Here is a 20692-nt window from a genome sequence, read left to right on the forward strand (position 1 = left end):
TTTTACAAAGCACAAGGTACGGAGAACATATGAAACGTGCATTTATTATGGTGCTCGACTCGTTCGGCATCGGCGCGACGGAAGACGCGGAGCGCTTTGGCGACGTGGGTTCCGATACCCTCGGCCACATTGCAGAAGCCTGTGCTAAAGGTGAAGCAAATACCGGTCGTCACGGTCCGCTGAACTTACCGAATCTGACCCGTCTGGGTCTGGCGAAGGCGCATGAAGGTGCGGCCGGTTTCATCCCTGCCGGGATGGACGCCAACGCCGATATTATTGGCGCTTACGCATGGGCGCATGAACTCTCGTCGGGTAAAGATACCCCGTCAGGCCACTGGGAAATTGCCGGTGTACCGGTGTTATTTGACTGGGGCTACTTCAGCGACACCGAAAACAGCTTCCCGCAGGCGCTGTTGGATAAACTGGTGGCGCGCGCTAATCTGCCGGGTTATCTCGGCAACTGCCACTCCTCTGGTACGGTGATCCTCGACCAGCTTGGCGAAGAGCATATGAAAACCGGCAAGCCGATCTTCTACACCTCGGCGGATTCGGTATTCCAGATTGCCTGCCATGAAGAGACGTTTGGTCTGGATAAGCTGTATGAGTTGTGCGAAATCGCCCGTGAAGAGCTGACCGAAGGGGGTTACAACATCGGTCGTGTCATTGCGCGCCCGTTTGTCGGTGATAAAGCGGGTAACTTCCAGCGTACCGGCAACCGCCATGATCTGGCCGTTGAACCGCCATCAGCCACGGTATTGCAAAAACTGGTGGATGAAAAAGCGGGGCAGGTGGTTTCTGTCGGTAAAATTGCCGATATCTATGCGAACTGCGGTATCACCAAAAAGGTGAAAGCCACCGGGCTGGATGCACTGTTCGACGCTACCGTGAAAGAGATGAAAGAAGCGGGTGATAAGACGATTGTCTTTACTAACTTCGTTGATTTTGACTCATCATGGGGCCATCGCCGCGATGTGGCGGGCTATGCGGGCGGTCTGGAACTGTTTGACCGTCGTCTGCCGGAGTTGATGGAATTGGTCGGTGAAGACGACATTCTGATCCTCACCGCTGACCATGGCTGCGATCCGACCTGGAAAGGCACAGACCATACGCGTGAGCATATTCCGGTACTGGTTTACGGTCCAAAAGTGAAACCCGGTTCGTTGGGCCACCGTGAGACGTTCGCGGATATTGGCCAGACAATCGCCAAATACTTCGGTGTGTCTGATATGGAATATGGCAAGGCCATGTTCTGATGATTTTGGGCGGGAGTTTCCCGCCCTTTCCGTTTTACGACAACGATATAAAGGAATAGACGATGGCTACCCCACACATTAATGCAGAAATGGGCGATTTCGCTGACGTAGTGCTGATGCCCGGCGACCCGCTGCGCGCGAAGCATATTGCTGAAACTTTCCTCGAAGATTACCGCGAAGTAAACAATGTACGCGGCATGCTGGGTTACACCGGTACCTATAAAGGCCGCAAAATCTCTGTAATGGGCCACGGTATGGGCATTCCGTCCTGCTCTATTTACACCAAAGAGCTCATTACCGAGTTCGGCGTGAAGAAAATCATCCGCGTGGGTTCCTGCGGTGCTGTGCGTATGGATGTGAAACTGCGTGATGTCGTGATTGGCATGGGCGCATGCACCGATTCCAAAGTGAATCGCATTCGTTTCAAAGATCATGATTTTGCAGCGATTGCTGATTTTGACATGGTACGTAACGCGGTTGACGCGGCAAAAGCGCTGGGTGTGGATGCGCGCGTGGGCAACCTGTTCTCTGCCGACCTGTTCTACTCCCCGGACGGTGAAATGTTCGACGTGATGGAAAAATATGGCGTGCTGGGTGTAGAAATGGAAGCGGCGGGTATCTATGGCGTGGCGGCAGAGTTTGGTGCGAAAGCGCTGACTATTTGCACCGTTTCCGACCATATCCGCACCCATGAACAGACCACCGCTGCGGAGCGTCAGACCACGTTCAACGACATGATCAAGATTGCGCTGGAATCTGTCCTGCTGGGCGACAAAGCGTAATTCTCTCTTCAAAGGGCAGTTTCTCTGCCCTTTTTTATCACTTCATTGATCTGTTTACGTGCAGGGCATCTCTGTCTGAGACCGTTAACGCACCGCGCCGGCAACCCACGCGGAAAGCTGGCGTAGCTCCTGTTCTTGTTCGGGAAAATCAACCTGCAGCGCGTCACATGCCTGCGCCAGCATATCCGCCCGGTAGAGACAGCCCTGTAAACGAGCAGCCAGCGCTTCCAGCGGTGCCGGGTTCAGGCTATCGGTAAACACTTGCGTGCGGGTGATATGCCCTTTCTCGACATCGAAATGCAGCTCCACGCCGCCCCAGCTAAAACGTTCATCCAGCAGGTGGCTAAATGCAGGCGCCTGGCCAAAATTCCACTCCCAACTGCTCTGGCGGGCAAAGGTTTCGGCGAAGTTTGGTAAATCCGGTGTGTTGGCCGGCGAGATCACCTCTGCGTCGACACGCTCACCGTAGTAAGCAAAAAAAGCCTCAGTGACAGCCTGGCAAACCTGCTCGTGAGTCATTCCCGGCAGCAGCTCCACCAGGTTGGCGACCCGCCCTCGCACCGAGGTAATGCCTTTGGCTTGCAGTTTTTTCTGGTCCGGATTGAGGTAATCTGCCAGGCGGCTGAGATCGGCATTCAGTAGCAGTGTGCCATGGTGGAAACCGCGATCTTTCGTCTCGCGGTACGCCGACCCGGACACTTTGCGATCGCCTTGCGTTGTTTTCACCACCAGATCATTACGGCCGGAGGCTTCTGCGGTCACGCCCAGTGCGTTCAACGCATTGAGGACAATCGCCGTCGAAATGGTTTTGTCGTATTCCGGTTTCCCGGCCATAAAGGTAAAGCAGGTATTACCGAGATCGTGGAATACCGCGCCGCCGCCGCTGCTTCTGCGGGCCAGCCGCACGTTATCTTCCTCCATGCGCCGGGTGTTGCACTCTTTCCACGGATTCTGTGCCCGCCCGATCACAACGGTATCGGCATTACGCCACAAGAACAGCACGCGCTGGGTGGCGGGCATCTGGCGGAAAATGCATTCCTCAACCGCCAGATTAAACCAGGGATCGTACGAGTCAGAGATAAGCAGACGAAGCGTCGACATAGTAGATTTCCTTTCTGTAACCTTCAGTTATCTTACCGGGAGCGCCGGGGTTACTCTTTCTTTTCGTGCTCTTCCTCTTCCGGCACTGGTTTATTGGCCGTCAGCAGGAAAGGGGATTGCTGCCAGCGGGTGCGTTTACCCTGCAACAGGGTGCGCGCCAGAATCACACCCAGCGCCAGCGATAACAGCAACATCAGGCGCAGAATATTGGTGGTGTTATCCACCTGCTTTGCTTCCGTTGCCAGAGTATGGGTATCGAGCGTTAGCCGCAAATATCCCAGCGGGCCGCTTTTGCCCTGAATGGGTTCGACGATTTGCTGATTAAAATAGCCACCGGCTTTTTTGCCATCCAGCGCCAGACGGTCGCGCACATCAATGCTTTCGCCTGAGCGGGCAATCAGATCGCCTTGCGCATCGTACACGCCGGCATCAAGAATGCGGCTCTCTTCTGTTAACTGGCGCAGCACAATGTCGATGCGTTTTTCATCCGGCGTTTCGGTACGCATTAACGGTGCCAGGTTCAACGTTACCTGGCGCGCCAGCGTTCGTGCCAGTTCTTCCAGTTGCGGATTACGCTGGCGCTGGTGGTTTTGACTAAACCAGGACGCGCCCTGCATGAGCGCCACCAGCAATGCCAGACAGATGAGAACGGTCACTGCGCGATGCAGCCGAAATTTAAGTTTTGCGCGAGCCATATTCCACCTGTTGAAAATTTGAGGCTTAATGTTGCCAGAAGCGCTGGTTACAAGGTAGCCTCATGCGTTATTTTCCCTTCCTCTGCTTTCTGGCGCGAACGTTTTTACAGGAGCTTTAATGCCGAACAGTTTGACCTGGTGCGATCTGCCCGATGATGTTTCTCAGTGGCCAGGATTGCCGCTCTCTTTAAGTGGCGATGAGGTGATGCCTCTCGATTACCACGCCGGCCGCAGCGGCTGGCTCCTGTACGGGCGTAACCTCGATAAGCAGCGTCTGACTACGTATCAGCGTAAGCTGGGGGCGGCGATGGTGATTGTTGCTGCCTGGGACGTAGAAGACTACCAGGTGATCCGCCTGGCGGGGTCATTAACCCCGCGTGCTTCACGCCTGGCGCATGATGAAGGCATGGACGTCGCCCCGCTGGGTAAAATCCCGCACTTACGCTCACCAGGCCTGCTGGTGATGGATATGGATTCTACAGCGATCCAGATTGAGTGCATTGATGAGATTGCTAAACTTGCCGGTACCGGCGAGATGGTGGCGGAAGTCACCGAGCGCGCCATGCGCGGCGAGCTGGATTTTACCGCCAGTCTGCGTAGCCGCGTGGCGACACTGAAAGGTGCCGATGCGAATATCCTGCTGCAGGTGCGGGAAAGCCTGCCGTTAATGCCAGGCCTGGTACAACTGGTGCTGAAACTGGAAACGCTGGGCTGGAAGGTGGCGATTGCCTCCGGCGGTTTCACCTTCTTTGCGGACTACCTGCGCGATAAACTGCGTCTGACAGCCGCGGTGGCAAATGAACTCGAGATCATGGACGGCAAGTTTACCGGCCAGGTGCTGGGTGACATTGTCGATGCGCAGTATAAAGCCAACACGCTGCAACGCCTGGCGCTGGAACATGAAATCCCGGCTGCGCAGACGGTGGCAATTGGCGATGGCGCGAACGACTTACCAATGATCAAAGCCGCAGGGCTGGGCATTGCGTTTCATGCCAAACCTAAAGTGAATGAAAAGGCGGAAGTCACTATTCGCCACGCCGATCTGATGGGCGTATTTTGTATTCTTTCCGGCAGTATCAATAAGAAGTAGAGGTCATTGTGGCGAAAGCTCCAAAACGCGCGTTTGTTTGTAATGAATGCGGCGCGGATTATCCGCGCTGGCAGGGGCAGTGCAGCGCCTGTCACGCATGGAACACCATTACTGAAATACGTGTCGCCGCTTCGCCTACCGTCGCGCGTAATGAGCGTCTTTCTGGCTATGCCGGAAATGCGGGCGTCTCGAAAGTACAGAAGCTGGCGGACATCAGTCTTGAAGAACTGCCGCGGTTCTCCACCGGGTTTAAAGAGTTTGACCGTGTGCTGGGCGGCGGTGTTGTGCCGGGCAGCGCTATTCTTATCGGCGGTAACCCTGGCGCAGGTAAATCAACGCTACTGCTGCAGACGCTGTGTAAACTGGCTGAGCAGATGAAAACCCTGTATGTCACCGGCGAAGAGTCATTGCAACAGGTGGCGATGCGCGCGCACCGTCTTGGTTTGCCGACCGCGAATCTGAACATGTTGTCGGAAACCAGTATCGAACAGATCTGCATGATTGCGGAAGAAGAGCAGCCGAAGCTGATGGTGATCGACTCTATCCAGGTGATGCATATGGCCGATATTCAGTCTTCACCTGGCAGCGTGGCGCAGGTGCGCGAAACCGCCGCTTATCTGACAAGGTTTGCTAAAACACGAGGTGTGGCCATCGTCATGGTGGGGCATGTCACGAAAGACGGTTCGCTGGCCGGGCCGAAAGTACTGGAGCACTGTATTGACTGCTCGGTGCTATTAGATGGCGATGCCGACTCGCGTTTCCGCACGTTGCGTAGCCATAAAAACCGTTTCGGCGCGGTCAATGAACTGGGTGTATTTGCCATGACTGAGCAGGGGCTGCGTGAAGTCAGCAATCCCTCGGCAATTTTCCTCAGTCGCGGCGATGAAATCACTTCAGGTAGTTCGGTGATGGTGGTCTGGGAAGGTACCCGCCCGTTGTTGGTTGAAATTCAGGCGCTGGTGGATCACTCAATGATGGCAAATCCACGCCGCGTGGCTGTGGGGCTGGAACAAAACCGTCTGGCGATCCTCCTGGCAGTGTTGCACCGCCACGGCGGTTTGCAGATGGCAGATCAGGACGTGTTTGTGAACGTTGTCGGTGGGGTGAAAGTCACGGAAACCAGCGCCGATCTCGCGCTGTTGCTGGCGATGGTTTCCAGTCTGCGTGACAGGCCGTTACCGCAGGATCTGGTGGTCTTTGGCGAAGTTGGACTGGCCGGTGAAATTCGCCCTGTACCCAGTGGGCAGGAACGTATTTCAGAAGCTGCCAAGCATGGCTTCCGCCGCGCTATCGTTCCGGCGGCGAATGTGCCGAAAAAAGTCCCGGAAGGTATGCAGATATACGGTGTGAAGAAGCTCGCGGATGCGCTAAACGTCTTTGACGACTTATAATTGGCTAGTGATTTTTTGCAGGAGGCAACAATGTCGTCATTTGACTACTTAAAAACCGCGATCCGTCAGAAAGGCTGCACCTTACAGCAGGTGGCGGATGCCAGCGGCATGACCAAGGGCTATTTGAGCCAGCTGCTTAATGCCAAGATCAAAAGCCCCAGCGCGCAAAAACTTGAAGCGCTGCACCGCTTCCTCGATCTCGAATTTCCCCGCCGTGAAAAGAATATCGGCGTGGTTTTCGGTAAGTTTTACCCACTGCATACCGGACATATCTACCTGATCCAGCGCGCATGCAGCCAGGTTGACGAGCTGCATATTATCCTCGGCTATGATGAAACGCGCGATCGTGCGCTGTTTGAAGACAGCGCAATGTCGCAGCAGCCCACAGTAAGCGATCGCCTGCGCTGGTTATTGCAAACCTTTAAATACCAGAAAAATATCCGTATTCACGCCTTTAATGAAGAAGGTATGGAGCCGTATCCGCACGGCTGGGATGTCTGGAGTAAAGGCATTAAAGCGTTTATGGCTGAAAAAGGCATTACGCCAAACTGGATCTACACCTCTGAAGAGGCGGATGCGCCGCAATATTTGCAGCATCTGGGCATCGAAGCGGTGCTGGTTGACCCGAAACGCACCTTTATGAATATCAGCGGCTCGCTGATCCGAGAAAACCCTTTCCGTTACTGGGAGTACATCCCTACGGAAGTAAAACCTTTCTTTGTGCGCACGGTGGCTATTCTTGGCGGTGAATCCAGCGGTAAATCGACGCTGGTGAATAAGCTCGCCAATATTTTCAACACGACCAGCGCCTGGGAGTTTGGTCGCGATTATGTGTTTACGCATCTCGGCGGCGACGAGATAGCCCTGCAATATTCTGATTATGACAAGATCGCGCTCGGCCATGCGCAATACATCGATTTTGCCGTGAAGTACGCTAACAAAGTGGCGTTTATCGACACCGATTTCGTGACCACGCAGGCGTTCTGTAAGAAGTATGAAGGGCGCGAGCACCCCTTTGTGCAGGCGCTGATTGACGAATACCGCTTCGATCTGGTGATCCTGTTAGAGAATAACACGCCGTGGGTTAACGATGGCTTACGCAGCCTTGGGAGCTCGGTGGATCGCAAAGAGTTCCAGGACATGCTGGTATCGATGCTGCAGGAAAATAATATTGAGTTTGTGCGGGTGGAAGAGGCGGACTACGACTCGCGTTTTCTTCAGTGTGTTGAGCTGGTGAAAGCGTTGATGGGCGAGCAGGGGTAATTCACTGATGGTGTCACGCTGCCCTCTTCCATAAGAAGAGGCGCAAACATGAAAAAAGGCAACTTGCGTTGCCTTTTTGCGTTTATTTAGCGATACGTTTGTACTTAATACGTTTCGGCTCCAGCGCGTCCGCGCCGAGCGTGCGTTTCTTGTACTCTTCGTACTCGGTAAAGTTGCCTTCGAAGAATTCCACTTTACCTTCATCCTGGTAATCCAGAATGTGGGTCGCGATGCGGTCGAGGAACCAACGGTCATGCGAGATAACCATCGCACAGCCCGGGAACTCAAGCAGGGCGTTTTCCAGCGCGCGCAGGGTTTCGATATCCAGGTCGTTGGTCGGTTCATCGAGCAGCAACATGTTACCGCCAACCTGGAGCAGTTTGGCCAGATGCAGACGGCCGCGCTCACCACCGGACAGTTCGCCAACGCGTTTGCCCTGGTCGGTGCCTTTGAAGTTGAAGCGGCCAACATAAGCACGGCTTGGCATTTCGGTGTTACCGATACGCATAATATCCAGCCCACCGGAGACTTCTTCCCACACGGTTTTACTGTTGTCCATCGCGTCACGGAACTGATCCACAGACGCCAGTTTCACCGTGTCGCCCAGCGTAATGGTGCCGCCATCTGGCTGCTCCTGGCCCGACATCATACGGAACAGGGTTGATTTACCCGCGCCGTTAGGGCCGATAATGCCGACAATCGCCCCTTTCGGCACCGAGAACGACAGACCATCAATCAACTGGCGGTCGCCATAGGATTTGCTGAGGTTGCTGACTTCCACCACTTTGTCGCCCAGGCGAGGTCCCGGTGGAATAAACAGTTCGTTGGTTTCGTTACGTTTCTGGTACTCAGTGTTGTTAAGCTCTTCAAAGCGCGCCAGACGGGCTTTGCCCTTCGACTGACGGCCTTTGGCACCCTGACGCACCCATTCCAGCTCTTTCTCAATGGACTTGCGACGTGCCGCTTCCTGAGACGCTTCCTGTGCCAGACGCTGATCTTTCTGCTCCAGCCAGGAGGAGTAGTTGCCTTCCCACGGGATACCTTCGCCGCGGTCCAGTTCGAGGATCCAGCCGGCGACGTTGTCGAGGAAGTAACGGTCGTGGGTGATTGCCACCACGGTGCCTTCGAAATCGTGCAGGAAGCGTTCCAGCCAGGCCACGGATTCCGCATCCAGGTGGTTAGTGGGTTCGTCGAGCAGCAGCATGTCTGGTTTTTCCAGCAGCAGGCGGCACAGTGCAACACGGCGACGTTCACCCCCGGAGAGGTTAGCGATTTTGGCATCCCAGTCCGGCAGGCGGAGCGCATCTGCGGCGCGTTCGAGTTGCATATTCAGGTTATGGCCGTCGTGCGCCTGGATAATCTCTTCAAACTTACCTTGCTGGGCCGCCAGCTTGTCGAAATCGGCATCCGGCTCTGCATATTGCGCGTAGACTTCGTCCAGACCTTTCAGCGCGTTAACCACTTCCGCCACCGCTTCTTCTACGGACTCACGTACGGTCTGTTCCGGGTTCAGTTGCGGTTCCTGCGGCAGGTAGCCAATCTTGATGCCAGGCTGCGGGCGGGCTTCACCTTCGATATCTGTATCGATGCCGGCCATGATGCGCAGCAGGGTAGATTTACCGGCACCGTTAAGACCCAGTACGCCGATTTTTGCGCCCGGGAAGAAGCTTAGCGAGATATTTTTGAGAATATGACGTTTCGGCGGGACAACTTTGCCGACACGATGCATGGTATAAACGAATTGAGCCACGTTGGACTTCGCCTCTTTTATCGTAATAGAAGGAGTATTCAACAGCGGAGTGTAGCCGTTTTCGACGCTTAATCCCAGCCAGCAGCGCCCGGAGTGTTAAATCGCCTGAGAAAGGTAAAAAAGTGTTCAGGACATGGCGCGTTAAGAGATGCCCGGTTAGCATTAACTGATACGCGGCATGACGCTGCAGAGAATAGACAGAATAAGAGGAAAGAGCTGTGCTGAAAGCTAAACATGCCGCCTGGCGATTTACGGCGGCCTGCGTTTGTTTGCTATCCCTCAATCATGTGGCGCGTGCAGACTCACTGGATGAACAACGTAATCGTTATGCGCAGATTAAAACCGCCTGGGACAACAACCAGATGGATGTGGTGCAGCAATTGCTGCCAACCCTGAAAGCCTATCCGCTTTATCCCTATCTGGAGTACCGTCAGATAACCGACGATCTCATGAACCAGCCCGCGCTTACTGTTAGCAATTTTGTGCAGGCAAACCCCACCTTACCGCCAGCACGCACTTTGAAATCTCGTTTTGTGAATGAACTGGCGCGCCGACAGGATTGGCGCGGCCTGCTGGCCTTCAGCCCGGAAAAACCGGCAACCACGGAAGCGCAGTGTAACTACTACTTTGCAAAGTGGAATACCGGGCAGGCAACAGAAGCCTGGGCTGGCGCCAAAGAATTATGGTTGACCGGTAAAAGTCAGCCAAATGCCTGCGATCAGTTGTTTGGGGCCTGGCGCGCGTCTGGCACACAGGATCCGCTGGCGTTTCTCGAACGTATTCGCCTGGCGATGAAAGCAGGCAATACCAAACTGGTCACGCTGCTGGCGGGGCAGATGCCATCGGATTATCAGACTATCTCTGCGGCGATCATCTCGCTGGCTAACGATCCTGCAACGATCATGGACTTTGCGCGCAGCACGGGCGCAACCGATTTTACACGGCAGATGGCGGCAGAAGCCTTTGAAAGCGTGGCGCGCCAGGATGCAGAGAATGCCCGCCTGATGATCCCGTCACTGGTGCAGGCACAGCAATTAAATGAAGAACAAACCCAGACGCTGCGCGATATTGTCGCCTGGCGTTTAATGGGTAACGATGTCACCAGCGACCAGGCGCGCTGGCGCGACGATGCAATCATGCGCTCGCAGTCGATTTCGCTGCTGGAGCGTCGGGTGCGTATGGCGATTGGCAATGGCGATCGTCGCGGTCTGAATACGTGGCTCTCCCGCTTGCCAATGGAAGCAAAAGAGAAAGATGAGTGGCGTTACTGGCAGGCAGATTTGCTGCTGGAGCGTGGGCGTGAAAACGAGGCGAAAGAGATCCTCCATGCGTTGATGCAACAGCGTGGCTTCTACCCGATGGCGGCAGCACAGCGGCTGGGTGAGGCGTATCAGTTGCAGATTGATAAAGTGCCAGGCAACCCTGATGCTGCGCTGGTTCAGGGTGCAGAAATGGCGCGTGTCCGGGAGCTAATGTACTGGGGGCTGGATAATACTGCCCGCAGCGAATGGGCCAATCTGGTGACCAGCCGTAACCAGCAGGAGCAGGCACAGCTGGCGCGTTACGCCTTTAATCAGCAGTGGTGGGATCTGAGTGTGCAGGCCACGATTGCCGGTAAGTTATGGGATCATCTTGAGGAGCGATTCCCGCTGGCATACAGCGATCTCTATGCCCGCTACACCAGCGGTAAAGGGATTTCACAAAGCTATGCCATGGCGATCTCACGCCAGGAAAGCGCGTGGAACCCGAAAGCGCGCTCGCCAGTGGGTGCCAGCGGGCTGATGCAGATCATGCCTGGCACGGCGACGCACACGGTGAAGATGTTCAGCATTCCCGGTTACAGCAATGCCAGCCAGCTTTTTGAGCCGGAAACAAACATCAATATTGGCACCAGCTACTTGCAATACGTATATCAACAGTTTGGTAATAACCGTATTTTCTCATCGGCGGCCTATAACGCGGGGCCTGGGCGGGTGCGTAACTGGCTGAACAGCAGCGGCGGGAAACTGGATGCAGTTGCGTTTATCGAAAGTATTCCGTTTTCGGAAACGCGCAGTTATGTGAAGAATGTGCTCGCCTACGATGCTTACTATCGCTATTTCCTTGGCGAGGGTAAGACAAATGTTCTAAATGACGCTGAATGGCAGCGCCGTTACTGATTTCTGTGGTTTATGCTATGATGTGTACTCGCTAAAGAGTACGCATCTGTAAACCCAAACGTGGCGGCAAACTATGACTCAGCAATCCCCCTATTCCGCAGCAATGGCCGAACAGCGTAACCAGGAATGGTTGCGCTTCGTTGAGCTGGTCAGGCAGTCTTACGAAAAGGATCTGCACATTCCGTTGCTTAACTTGATGCTCACGCCGGATGAGCGCGAAGCGTTGGGCACGCGGGTGCGGATTATTGAAGAGCTGTTACGCGGTGAAATGAGCCAGCGTGAACTGAAATCGGAGCTTGGCGCGGGCATTGCCACCATCACGCGCGGTTCGAACAGCCTGAAATCCGCCCCCGCCGATTTGCGCCTGTGGCTGGAAGAGACGTTACTGAACGCTCAGCGATAAATCGCATTATGAAATGGGCTTAGCGCGAGGATCACGGCCTGATGGTAAACACTCGCGCGGGTCAGTTTCCCTGCGGTGAACACACCAATTGCTCCCTCTTTACGACCAATCTCATCGATACCCGTGTAGTGCGACATTACCGGGCCAAGCGCTTCGCCGGCGCGCACTTTCTCCAGAATCACCGCGGGTAGCGGCAGTGTGGCTGAACGCGCTTCCCCGCGTTGTTGATGATTTTCAATCACTACCCAACTGAATGTACTGTCGCCGTCAATACCGGCTTCGATGGCGACCCAAAAATCGGCATCCGGGCGGATTTCGCGCGCGTTGGCGACGCGATTTCGTGCGCCAGCCCGCGTTTCCTCACTACCGAAGGGTTGTTCAGGCACGCCGCTATCGACGGAAACCGATTCGATATGGCAGGATCCTTCGCCGAAGATCTCGTTAAAAGCGTGCAGAATCGCCCGAATTTTCGCCGGGTTTGTGGTGGCGGAGATAACTTGGTGCATAATCTATACTTGGCATGTCCGAAACGAGACGTGTTCTCTGGTTCGGGCAGAGACCTTCCTCAGATAATAAATTCATCGCAGTATAATGGATAAAAAAGCATGTTACAGGTATACCTTGTTCGCCACGGTGAAACGCAGTGGAACGCCGAGCGTCGTATTCAAGGCCAGTCTGACAGTCCGTTAACCGATAAAGGGGAGCAGCAGGCGTGGCAGGTTGCTGAGCGCGCAAAGGCGCTGGGCATTACTCATATCATCGCCAGCGATCTTGGTCGTACACGCCGTACGGCAGAGATTATCGCTGACTTCTGCGGTTGCGACGTGACCTTTGATTCGCGCTTACGTGAACTGGACATGGGCGTGCTCGAACGCCGTCATATTGATTCCCTGACTGAAGAAGAAGAGAGCTGGCGTCGCCAGTTGGTGAACGGCACGGCGGACGGTCGTATTCCTGATGGGGAATCAATGCAGGAGTTGAGTGAACGTATGCATGCGGCGCTGGCTACCTGTCTGGATCTGCCGCAGGGCAGCCGCCCGATGCTGGTCAGTCACGGCATGGCGCTGGGGTGTCTGGTAAGCACCATCCTGGGGCTGCCGGCCTGGGCAGAACGCCGTCTGCGTCTGCGCAACTGCTCTATTTCACGCATCGATTACCAGCAAAGCCCGTGGCTGGCATCCGGTTGGGTGGTGGAAACGGCAGGCGACGTCTCACATCTGGACGCCCCCGCGCTGGATGAATTACAGCGTTAACGGCGAATTGGCACCAGGTACTCGCAGCGGATGTGCAACGGCGGTTCATGATTGTCTCTGCCTTCATGCTGCGGGTAAAAATGTTCGATATCCTGGCCTTTGCGGCGTGTGAGATTAAGCAATGGCATGCAGGTGCCGTAAACCAGCAGGATGAAATCCTGAAAGCCAGCGGGTGCGCCTTCGTAGGAGAAGGCGATGTATTCGCCGCCTTCCAGCAACACTGGCTGAGCATTACTCAAATGACCGTTGGCCATTTCCGGTGTCAGTGCCGTAGTGTAGAACACTTCCTGTTCGTCATCTTTTTCCAGGCTTGGGCGCGGCTCATGCAGGCCGTACATTTCAGCCGGGATCGTCGGTGAATTACTTAAGAATTCTCGCCAGAACTGAATCCGCATTTGATTACGGAAATCAGAAATCTCCTCCAGCGCGCAGGTATAGCTCTGAGTCGTGCCGAGAAGTTGCAGTGGGGGCAGGGTGACGAATTCGTGTTTCGGCATCGCAAATTCACCCAGCCGCATCGGAGGGCGAATGCCGAATGCGCTCCAGTCCGGAGAGCGGCGGTAAAGCGCAGGCGTTACCGCAAATTGTTTTTTGAAAGCTCGGGTGAAAGTTTGTTGCGAATCAAAACGATATTGCAGGGCGATATCCAGGATTGGACGGGCGGTAAGGCGCAGCGCAACGGCGGATTTTGACAAACGACGCGCACGAATATAAGCGCCGATAGCATGGCCCGTTACGTCTTTGAACATCCTTTGCAAATGCCACTTGGAATAGCCCGCTTTTGCCGCCACATTGTCTAAAGACAGGGGCTGATCCAGATGGCCTTCCAGCCAGGCAAGTAAGTCGCGAATGATCCCAGCCTGATCCATATAATATCCTCTTCCTTAAAACAGCGGTTAACGCCTGACAACAGGGGACGGATAATAGCGGGTTTTTCTGGCTTTAGCATTCAGTGTTTTTTTTGTGCACTAATACGCATTGTGACTGATTTTCATCATGAATTTTGTAAATTGGTGATCTGCAAACAGTTTCTCATCATAAAGGTGAATAATTACGTAACGTAATATTCAAAAATGGTAACAATATGAAATACGGAAAATTAATACTTCCTGCCTTGATGTTGGCAACATTCAGTAGCGCGCATGCAGAACAGATCGGATCCGTAGACACAGTTTTTAAGATCTTTGGTCCGGATCATAAAATCGTCGTCGAAGCGTTTGACGATCCCGACGTAAAAAATGTGACCTGCTATATCAGCCGGGCAAAGACCGGTGGCATTAAGGGCGGGCTGGGGCTGGCGGAAGATACTTCCGATGCCGCAATCTCCTGCCAGCAAGTCGGGCCGGTCGAGTTGAGCGATAAAATCAAGAACGGCAAAGCCCAGGGCGATGTGGTCTTCCAGAAGCGCACTTCGTTAGTTTTCAAGAAACTCCAGGTTGTGCGTTTCTACGATGCGAAACGTAACACACTGGCTTATTTAGCTTATTCCGATAAAGTGGTTGAAGGTTCGCCGAAGAATGCGTTGAGTGCGGTACCGATAATGCCATGGAGTAAGTAACAGAATGTCTACCCCGCAACCGCTGATCTGGCTGGTGGAAGATGAAGCCAGTATTGCTGAAACGTTGATTTACATGTTGCAACAAGATGGGTTCACCGTTACCGCGTTTGAGCGTGGATTGCCGGTTCTGGATACGGCAACCCGGCAATTGCCGGATCTGGCCATTCTGGATGTGGGACTGCCGGATATTAGCGGCTTTGAACTTTGCCGGCGCTTGCTGGCACAGGCGCCGGCATTGCCGGTGCTGTTTTTGACCGCGCGCAGTGATGAAGTCGATAAGCTGTTGGGGCTGGAAATGGGCGCGGATGATTATATTGCCAAACCGTTTTCTCCCCGCGAGGTGTGCGCCAGGGTGCGCACAGTGCTGCGCAGACTGCAAAAGTCGACACTGCACGGTGAGACGGTGCGGGTCGGGCATTTCGAACTCGACGAAGCCGCAGCGCTGATCCGCTGGTGCGGCGAAACGTTGATCCTGACGCGTTATGAATTTCTGTTGCTGAAAACCTTGCTGCTGGCGCCTGGGCGGGTTTTTTCCCGCCAACAATTAATGGATCAGGTGTGGAGCGATGCCCAGGAGAGCTTTGACCGCACTGTTGATACCCATATCAAGACACTGCGCGCGAAACTGCGCAGCATTAATCCTGAATTGACACCGATTAATACGCACCGGGGCATGGGCTACAGCCTGGGGATACGCTAATGCGTATTGGTATGCGTCTGCTGCTGGGCTACTTTCTGATCGTGGCGGTTGCCGCATGGTTTGTGCTGTCGATCTTTGTTCAGGAGATCAAACCCGGTGTTCGCCGCGCCACGGAAGGGACGCTGATTGACACTGCCACCCTGCTGGCCGAGCTGGCGCGGGAGGATTTACTTAGCGGCCATGCCCAACAGGGCAGGCTGGCGCAGGCATTCTCAACGCTCAATGCGCAACCGATCAATGCCCACATCAGCGGCATTCATAAAGTACGCAATGAATACCACGTTTACATGACGGATGATAACGGGCGCGTGGTGTTCGACTCCGCAGGCAAAGCACTGGGGGCAGATTACTCGCGCTGGAATGATGTCTGGCTCACGCTACGTGGGCAGTATGGCGCGCGTAGCTCACTGGCGGATCCCAATAATCCGCAGAGTACGGTGATGTATGTCGCTGCGCCCGTCACCGATCAGGGACGTATTATTGGCGTGGTGAGTGTGGGGAAACCGAACAGTGCCATGGATCCAGTGATCAAACGCAGTGAGCGGCGGATCCTATGGGCTGGCGGTGCGTTACTGGGTATTGCCTTATTAATTGGCGCAATAATGGTGGGGTGGATCAACCGCTCAATCGGCAGGCTGGCACGTTATGCCGACTCCGTGACGGAAGACAGACCGGTTCCTCTGCCGTCATTAGGCAGCAGCGAGTTGCGTAAGCTGGCGCAGGCGCTGGAGAGCATGCGCGTTAAGCTGGAAGGTAAAAATTATATTGAGCAGTACGTGTATGCCCTGACGCATGAGTTGAAAAGCCCTCTGGCGGCCATTCGCGGCGCGGCGGAGATCCTGCGTGAAGGTCCGCCGCCGGCCGTGGTCACACAATTTACGGACAACATCCTCACGCAAAATAATCGGATGCAGAAGCTGGTAGAAAAGCTGCTATTCCAGGCCAAGCTGGAGAACAGGCTGGAAATTGCTTTCCAGCCTGTTGATATCACAATGCTATTTCACCAGTTACAGCAGCAGCGCAGTGTGGTGCTGGCGGCGAAAAATATCGCCTTTCATTGTCACCCCGTTGAGATACAGGTGGCAGGCGATCACGAACTGTTGATACAGGCACTGGGCAACTTGCTGGACAATGCGATTGATTTTACCCCGGCGGGCGGCACGGTGGATTTATGCGCCAGCCGTGAAGGGGAAATGTGGGTGTTATCCGTCAGCGATAGCGGTTGTGGTATTCCGGACTATGCGCTGGAGCGCGTATTTGAACGCTTCTACTCTTTGCCCCGCGAAAACGGGCAAAAAAGCAGTGGCCTCGGGTTGGCCTTTGTGCAGGAGGTTGCTCGCTTGCATCACGGCGACATTCAGATTGCGAATCGCCCGCAAGGCGGCTGCGAAGCCCGACTGAAACTTCACCCTCACTTCACATAACTTCAAATCCTTCACACATAGCCTCGTTACTCTGCGCGCATCACAAAGGAGAAGGCTATGTTGAAATCCCCCCTGTTCTGGAAAATGTTAACCCTGGCGAGCTGCCTCTGCGTTCTGCTGATCCCGTTGACCATGCTAAGTAGCCTGATTGGCGAGCGGGCGGATTATCGTCATGACGTAACCGATACACTGCGTCAGAGCAGTGCCGGATCGCAAAAATTGATTGGTCCGTTGATCGCGGTGCCGGTAACAGAGACGGTAATCTCAATGGAGAGTGCGAACGATAAAGAGGCGCCAAAAGAGGTGCGCCGTAAACAGAGTTATATTCGCTTATGGTTGCCGGAGTCACTGATGGTCACCGGCAAACAGCAGGTTGAAACCCGAAAGATTGGTATCTATGACGGCCAAATCTGGCATAACGATCTGAATATCAAAGCCGCGTTTGACCCAAAACGATTGGATATCAAACCCGGTGAGAACATCGCCATAGGCGAACCGTTTATGGTGTTAGCGGTGAGTGATTCACGTGGTATTGGTCAGGTACGAAGTAGCTTGTTGAATGGCGAGACACTTAACGTGGAGCCAGGCACTCAATTAATGAGTGAGTTGCAGGGGATCCATATGCCACTGCCGGCGAGTAGCCTGAACAAACCGCTGGAATTTACTCTGTCGCTTAATTTGAGCGGAACCGGCGCTTTTTCGGTGGTGCCGCTGGGGCGTAATAGCGAAATGACACTCAACGGTGACTGGCCGCATCCCGGGTTTATGGGCGATTTTTTGCCGGAGAAACGACAGGTGAGCGCCAGTGGTTATCAGGCTCACTGGCAGAGCAGCTGGTTTGCCAATAACCTTGACAGCAAAGTGCGCGACAATATCAAGCTTGCGGCAGGGAATGATTGGGTATTGCCTGCGTTTAGCGTCAGTATTGCCACGCCCGCGGATCAGTATCAGTTAACTGACAGAGCTGTGAAATATGCGGTACTGCTTATTGTGCTGACGTTCCTTGCCTTCTTTGTGTTTGAGAGTTTAACCGCGCGGCATATGCACCCGATGCAGTACCTGCTTGTTGGATTGTCGCTGGTGATGTTCTACCTGGTGTTGCTGGCATTGTCGGAACATATCGGTTTTACGCCAGCCTGGATTGTGGCCAGCCTGCTTGGCGCCTTGCTGAATGGCATCTATCTGCAGGGCGTGATGAAAAGTTGGCGGGCAAGCTTACTGTTTACCGCCGCGCTGTTGCTGCTGGACGGAGTGATGTGGAGTCTGCTGAATTCAGAGGATAATGCTTTGTTGCTGGGCACTGGCGTGTTGTTTGTGGCGTTGAGCGCAGTAATGTTTCTGACTCGCCGGCTTGACTGGTATGCCCTGTCGGCGACCGGCAAAAAAACGGTGCCCATTGAGGCGGGTACAGCGGATGGGTTACGCATCTGGAAATAAAAAAAGCGGCGCTCAGCGCCGCTTTTTCAGGTTTGTTCGCTTATTCCTGCAGGTCGCCGCAGAAACGGTAACCTTCGCCATGAATAGTGGCGATGATTTCCGGCGTGTCCGGGGTGGACTCAAAATGTTTGCGAATGCGACGGATAGTGACATCCACAGTACGGTCGTGCGGCTTCAGCTCGCGACCGGTCATTTTTTTCAGCAGCTCAGCACGCGACTGAATTTTGCCCGGGTTTTCGCAGAAGTGCAGCATCGCGCGGAATTCGCTACGCGGCAGCTTGTACTGCTCACCGTTCGGACTGACCAGCGAACGGCTGTTGATATCCAGTTCCCAGCCATTGAATTTATAGCTGTCGACGCTGCGGCGTTCTTCGCTGATGGTACCCAGATTCATGGTACGAGACAGCAGATTGCGCGCGCGGATAGTCAGTTCGCGTGGGTTAAACGGTTTGGTGATGTAGTCGTCGGCACCAATTTCGAGGCCCAGAATCTTATCGACTTCATTATCACGACCCGTCAGGAACATCAGCGCCACATTTGCCTGTTCGCGTAATTCACGCGCCAGCAAAAGGCCGTTTTTACCTGGCAGGTTGATGTCCATGATCACCAGATTAATATCGTTATCAGATAGGATCTGATGCATTTCAGCGCCATCAGTCGCTTCAAAGACATCGTAGCCTTCTGCTTCGAAAATGCTTTTTAACGTGTTGCGTGTTACCAACTCGTCTTCAACAATAAGAATGTGCGGGGTCTGCATGTTTGCTACCTAAATTGCCAACTAAATCGAAACAGGAAGTACAAAAGTCCCTGACCAGCCTGGTGCATGTAGAAAATTAACATGACGGCGTAACATGACTAAAGTACGTATTGCGTTCTTGATGCACTTTCCATCAACGTCAACAACATCATTAGCTTGGTCGTGGGTACTTTCCCTCTGAACCCGACAGTGTCAAAAACGGCTGTCATCCTAACCATTTTAACAGCAACATAACAGGCTAAGACGTAATTGACACCCAATAAAACTACGCTTCGTTGACATATATCAAGTTCAATTGTAGCACGTTAACAGTTTGGTGAAATCCTGATAGCCAAATGCTAGCGTTTATTACAATTCCACAATAAACCAACAGGTTGCGAATAGTAATTGATAAACATGGCGAATCCAACACTATGGCGGGATATTGTATTAAAATGCCATGTATAAACAGAGGGATAAGTCCCTTCTGTTAACATCTTAACAGGTAATATTGCTGAGAAACAGTTTAGCTTTTTTTAACCGTTGGCGAGACTGAAATCAGTGATAGCTGTTACATAATTGTAAATTCGTGACGCGTAATATGCTGACAAAAGGCATATCGCTTCACTTTTTAAGTCAATCAGAGAAGATAAAATGCAACTGGCAGTTGTTCTTGTTTCCCCCGCCAGGGCCGAAAATGTTGGCGCGGCCGCCCGGGCGATGAAAACCATGGGCTTTAGCGATTTGCGCATTGTCGACAGCGACGTGCATTTACAAGAAGCGGCGCGGCGCGTAGCGCATGGTTCTGGCGATATCCTTGATAATGTTAAAACTTATCCGACGCTGGCCGACGCGCTGGCCGATGTGTCATTTACGATAGCTACCACAGCTCGCAGTCGGGCAAAGTTCCATTATTACGCCACGCCAGCGGAGCTGGTGCCGTTGCTTCAGGAAAAAAGTACGTGGCTAAATACCGCGGCGCTGGTGTTTGGCCGTGAGGACTCGGGCCTGACGAATGACGAACTGGCGCTGGCCGATATCTTAACTGGCGTACCGATGGCAGCGGATTATCCCTCGCTAAACCTGGGCCAGGCGGTAATGGTGTTCTGTTATCAATTAGCATCATTAATGCAACAAACGGCCAATGCTGTAATACCTGTCGATGATAATCAGCTGCAGGCGCTGCGTTTACGTGCACGTGCCCTGTTGCAAAAACTGGACGTTGCAGATGATGTCAAACTGGCCGACTGGCTGGATCAGCGACTGGGGCGACTGGAGCAGCGCGACACGGCTATGTTGCACAGATTGCTTCACGACATTGAAAAAAAACTGCCCGAGTAAGCTGCTGCTATAAGTTTATTTTATGGTTGAAGGCACTGCGTGGAGGCTGGCCATTGGTCTTATTACGTTGCCTGGCCGTTCACATTCAGCGCGTGCGGCAATGAAGTAAAAACGGGCAAAATTAAAAATAAATTGACTTAAGCCGGCAGATACTTTAACCAATATAGGGATACAGGACAGACAGATAATAATGACAGAGCACACAACATCCATGACACGCATCAGCACGATTATCACCATTACAACCATCACCATTACCACAGGTAACGGTGCGGGCTGACGCGTACAGGAAACACAGAAAAAAGCCCGCACCTGAACAGTGCGGGCTTTTTTTTCGACCAGAGATCAAGGGGTAA

20 protein-coding genes, 1 pseudogene and 1 other annotated feature are annotated in these 20692 nt (G+C 53.6%); of the genes and pseudogenes, 15 read left to right on the top strand and 6 right to left on the bottom strand.

All coding sequences use genetic code 11. The features are described from left to right. The first annotated feature begins 29 nt into the window (after window positions 1-29). On the top strand, window positions 30-1253 hold the full coding sequence (deoB, locus tag RTX30_RS04135) for a phosphopentomutase (protein ID WP_312687103.1): 1224 nt from the start codon (window positions 30-32) through the stop codon (window positions 1251-1253). 62 nt (window positions 1254-1315) lie between these two features. Continuing rightward, entirely contained in the window at window positions 1316-2035 is a 720-nt protein-coding gene (deoD, locus tag RTX30_RS04140; protein ID WP_312687105.1) for a purine-nucleoside phosphorylase, read from the top strand. Window positions 2036-2119: 84 nt separating this feature from the next. Here the strand turns inward: deoD and lplA are convergent, their stop codons facing one another. Further along, window positions 2120-3136 carry a lipoate--protein ligase LplA gene (lplA, locus tag RTX30_RS04145; RefSeq protein ID WP_312687107.1) on the bottom strand — a complete coding sequence of 339 codons (1017 nt, stop codon included), beginning with the start codon at window positions 3134-3136 and terminating at the stop codon, window positions 2120-2122. Between the two features lie 50 nt (window positions 3137-3186). Further along, window positions 3187-3831: a YtjB family periplasmic protein gene (locus tag RTX30_RS04150; RefSeq protein WP_312687109.1), complete on the bottom strand. Its 645-nt coding sequence runs from the start codon at window positions 3829-3831 to the stop codon at window positions 3187-3189. Window positions 3832-3949: 118 nt separating this feature from the next. Here RTX30_RS04150 and serB point away from each other — a divergent pair, with 118 nt between their 5' ends. From serB to nadR, 3 genes are read left to right on the top strand one after another with little or no spacing between them, the layout of a single operon-like run. Continuing rightward, window positions 3950-4921 (top strand): phosphoserine phosphatase, encoded by a 972-nt coding sequence (gene serB, locus RTX30_RS04155; RefSeq protein ID WP_312687112.1) that lies wholly within the window; start codon window positions 3950-3952, stop codon window positions 4919-4921. Between the two features lie 8 nt (window positions 4922-4929). Next, complete coding sequence (radA, locus tag RTX30_RS04160; protein ID WP_312687116.1) at window positions 4930-6312, top strand: DNA repair protein RadA; 1383 nt, start codon at window positions 4930-4932, stop codon at window positions 6310-6312. A 30-nt stretch (window positions 6313-6342) separates the two neighbouring features. Further along, window positions 6343-7575: a multifunctional transcriptional regulator/nicotinamide-nucleotide adenylyltransferase/ribosylnicotinamide kinase NadR gene (nadR, locus tag RTX30_RS04165; protein ID WP_312687117.1), complete on the top strand. Its 1233-nt coding sequence runs from the start codon at window positions 6343-6345 to the stop codon at window positions 7573-7575. A gap of 82 nt (window positions 7576-7657) precedes the next feature. Here nadR and ettA read toward each other — a convergent pair whose 3' ends face one another. Beyond that, window positions 7658-9325, bottom strand: a complete 1668-nt coding sequence (ettA, locus tag RTX30_RS04170) for an energy-dependent translational throttle protein EttA (RefSeq protein ID WP_312687118.1) — start codon at window positions 9323-9325, stop codon at window positions 7658-7660. A gap of 218 nt (window positions 9326-9543) precedes the next feature. Between ettA and sltY the strand changes: the two genes are divergently transcribed. Next, window positions 9544-11484 (top strand): murein transglycosylase, encoded by a 1941-nt coding sequence (gene sltY, locus RTX30_RS04175; RefSeq protein ID WP_312687119.1) that lies wholly within the window; start codon window positions 9544-9546, stop codon window positions 11482-11484. A gap of 73 nt (window positions 11485-11557) precedes the next feature. Continuing rightward, on the top strand, window positions 11558-11887 hold the full coding sequence (trpR, locus tag RTX30_RS04180) for a trp operon repressor (RefSeq protein ID WP_312687121.1): 330 nt from the start codon (window positions 11558-11560) through the stop codon (window positions 11885-11887). Here trpR and yjjX read toward each other — a convergent pair. After that, complete coding sequence (yjjX, locus tag RTX30_RS04185) at window positions 11878-12393, bottom strand: inosine/xanthosine triphosphatase (protein ID WP_312687122.1); 516 nt, start codon at window positions 12391-12393, stop codon at window positions 11878-11880. The genes trpR and yjjX overlap by 10 nt on opposite strands. A gap of 99 nt (window positions 12394-12492) precedes the next feature. On the opposite strand from yjjX, the gene gpmB reads away from it, so the two are divergent. Continuing rightward, window positions 12493-13140: a 2,3-diphosphoglycerate-dependent phosphoglycerate mutase GpmB gene (gene gpmB, locus RTX30_RS04190; protein WP_312687125.1), complete on the top strand. Its 648-nt coding sequence runs from the start codon at window positions 12493-12495 to the stop codon at window positions 13138-13140. Here gpmB and robA read toward each other — a convergent pair. Beyond that, complete coding sequence (robA, locus tag RTX30_RS04195; RefSeq protein WP_312687126.1) at window positions 13137-14009, bottom strand: MDR efflux pump AcrAB transcriptional activator RobA; 873 nt, start codon at window positions 14007-14009, stop codon at window positions 13137-13139. The genes gpmB and robA overlap by 4 nt on opposite strands. A 215-nt stretch (window positions 14010-14224) precedes the next feature. Here robA and creA point away from each other — a divergent pair, with 215 nt between their 5' ends. From creA to creD, 4 genes are read left to right on the top strand one after another with little or no spacing between them, the layout of a single operon-like run. Continuing rightward, entirely contained in the window at window positions 14225-14698 is a 474-nt protein-coding gene (gene creA, locus RTX30_RS04200) for a protein CreA (protein WP_312687128.1), read from the top strand. Window positions 14699-14702: 4 nt separating this feature from the next. Next, a complete protein-coding gene (creB, locus tag RTX30_RS04205) occupies window positions 14703-15398 on the top strand; it encodes a two-component system response regulator CreB (protein ID WP_312687130.1) in 696 nt (231 codons plus the stop codon). Continuing rightward, complete coding sequence (gene creC, locus RTX30_RS04210; protein ID WP_312687133.1) at window positions 15398-16822, top strand: two-component system sensor histidine kinase CreC; 1425 nt, start codon at window positions 15398-15400, stop codon at window positions 16820-16822. The genes creB and creC overlap by 1 nt, the downstream gene beginning before the upstream one ends. 57 nt (window positions 16823-16879) lie before the next feature. Then, window positions 16880-18259, top strand: a complete 1380-nt coding sequence (gene creD / locus RTX30_RS04215; protein ID WP_312687136.1) for a cell envelope integrity protein CreD — start codon at window positions 16880-16882, stop codon at window positions 18257-18259. Between the two features lie 40 nt (window positions 18260-18299). Here the strand turns inward: creD and arcA are convergent, their stop codons facing one another. Next, window positions 18300-19016: a two-component system response regulator ArcA gene (gene arcA, locus RTX30_RS04220; protein WP_312687138.1), complete on the bottom strand. Its 717-nt coding sequence runs from the start codon at window positions 19014-19016 to the stop codon at window positions 18300-18302. Window positions 19017-19110: 94 nt separating this feature from the next. Between arcA and yjjY the strand changes: the two are divergent. The 3 genes and pseudogenes from yjjY (at window position 19111) to thrL (ending at window position 20616) form a co-directional block, all read left to right on the top strand. After that, window positions 19111-19250 (top strand): annotated as a pseudogene (gene yjjY, locus RTX30_RS04225) (protein YjjY). A 399-nt stretch (window positions 19251-19649) separates the two neighbouring features. Continuing rightward, window positions 19650-20336: a tRNA/rRNA methyltransferase gene (locus RTX30_RS04230; protein WP_312687140.1), complete on the top strand. Its 687-nt coding sequence runs from the start codon at window positions 19650-19652 to the stop codon at window positions 20334-20336. A gap of 211 nt (window positions 20337-20547) precedes the next feature. Further along, window positions 20548-20616 (top strand): thr operon leader peptide, encoded by a 69-nt coding sequence (gene thrL, locus RTX30_RS04235; protein WP_134319007.1) that lies wholly within the window; start codon window positions 20548-20550, stop codon window positions 20614-20616. Continuing rightward, window positions 20555-20672: a sequence feature (Thr leader region), on the top strand. (Overlaps the previous gene by 62 nt.) Window positions 20673-20692: the final 20 nt, after the last annotated feature.

Origin of the sequence: Kosakonia sp. (genome assembly GCF_032052965.1) — a bacterium.
In the GTDB taxonomy this organism is placed as follows: domain Bacteria; phylum Pseudomonadota; class Gammaproteobacteria; order Enterobacterales; family Enterobacteriaceae; genus Kosakonia.